Annotated in this window: 1 protein-coding gene; it reads left to right on the plus strand. The window is 45.1% G+C overall.

Annotation, left to right across the window (positions count from 1 at the left end; genetic code table 11):
• Positions 1–811 (plus strand): phage portal protein (locus QMN76_RS10875; RefSeq protein ID WP_408869474.1); only part of this gene is annotated, 811 nt, incomplete at both ends.

Below are 811 nucleotides of genomic sequence, written 5' to 3' on the forward strand. Positions count from 1 at the left end.
ATCAATACGGGCAACCACTCAGCAAATCACCCATTGTTAATAAACCAACGGCGTTAAATGGGGGATGGGGGCATATCCCTTATGATGCCGCTGACAACACGGGAATTCATACGGGGAATTGGAACCCTTTATTAACCTCGCCTGATGTTGAATTAAATCCTTGGCGTGACCGTATCGTCAGCCGTGTGCGCGATTTGGTGCGTAATGATGGGTGGGCATCGGCTGCGGTCACACGCACGTTGGATAATGCGATTGGGGCTGTGTTTCGTCCGATCAGCAAGCCTGACTATCGTGCATTATCCGTGCAAACAGGCTTTGCTTTTGATGCCTCGTGGGCAGCAGAGTGGAGCTCTATTGTTGATAGTCATTGGCGATCATGGGCAAATGATGATGGGCGATATAGTGATACAGAACGTAGGTTAAGTTTTTCTCAAATGATGTGGGTTGGGTTTCGTAATCTGTTAATTGATGGTGATGTGATTGCGGTTTTAAATTACATGCCTGAACGCCTTAAAAAACAGGCTTTATATGCAACCGCTGTGCAATTAATTGATCCAGATCGTTTATGCAACCCCAATCAGAATATTGATTCTATGTATTGTCGGGGTGGGGTGCAAATTGATCAATATGGCGCACCGATTGGATATTATTTCAGAGAGGCCCATATCTCGGATTATTATGCACTGAATAAAACGATGACGTGGAACTATATTGAAAAAGAAACTGATTGGGGCAGGCCAAAGGTTGTTCATTATTTTGAAACACAACGTGCAGACGAACATCGAGGTGGGGCTGGGATTTTAACCCCGAT

The organism is Commensalibacter papalotli (ex Botero et al. 2024), assembly GCF_947179115.1.
Taxonomy (GTDB): Bacteria; Pseudomonadota; Alphaproteobacteria; order Acetobacterales; family Acetobacteraceae; genus Commensalibacter; species Commensalibacter papalotli.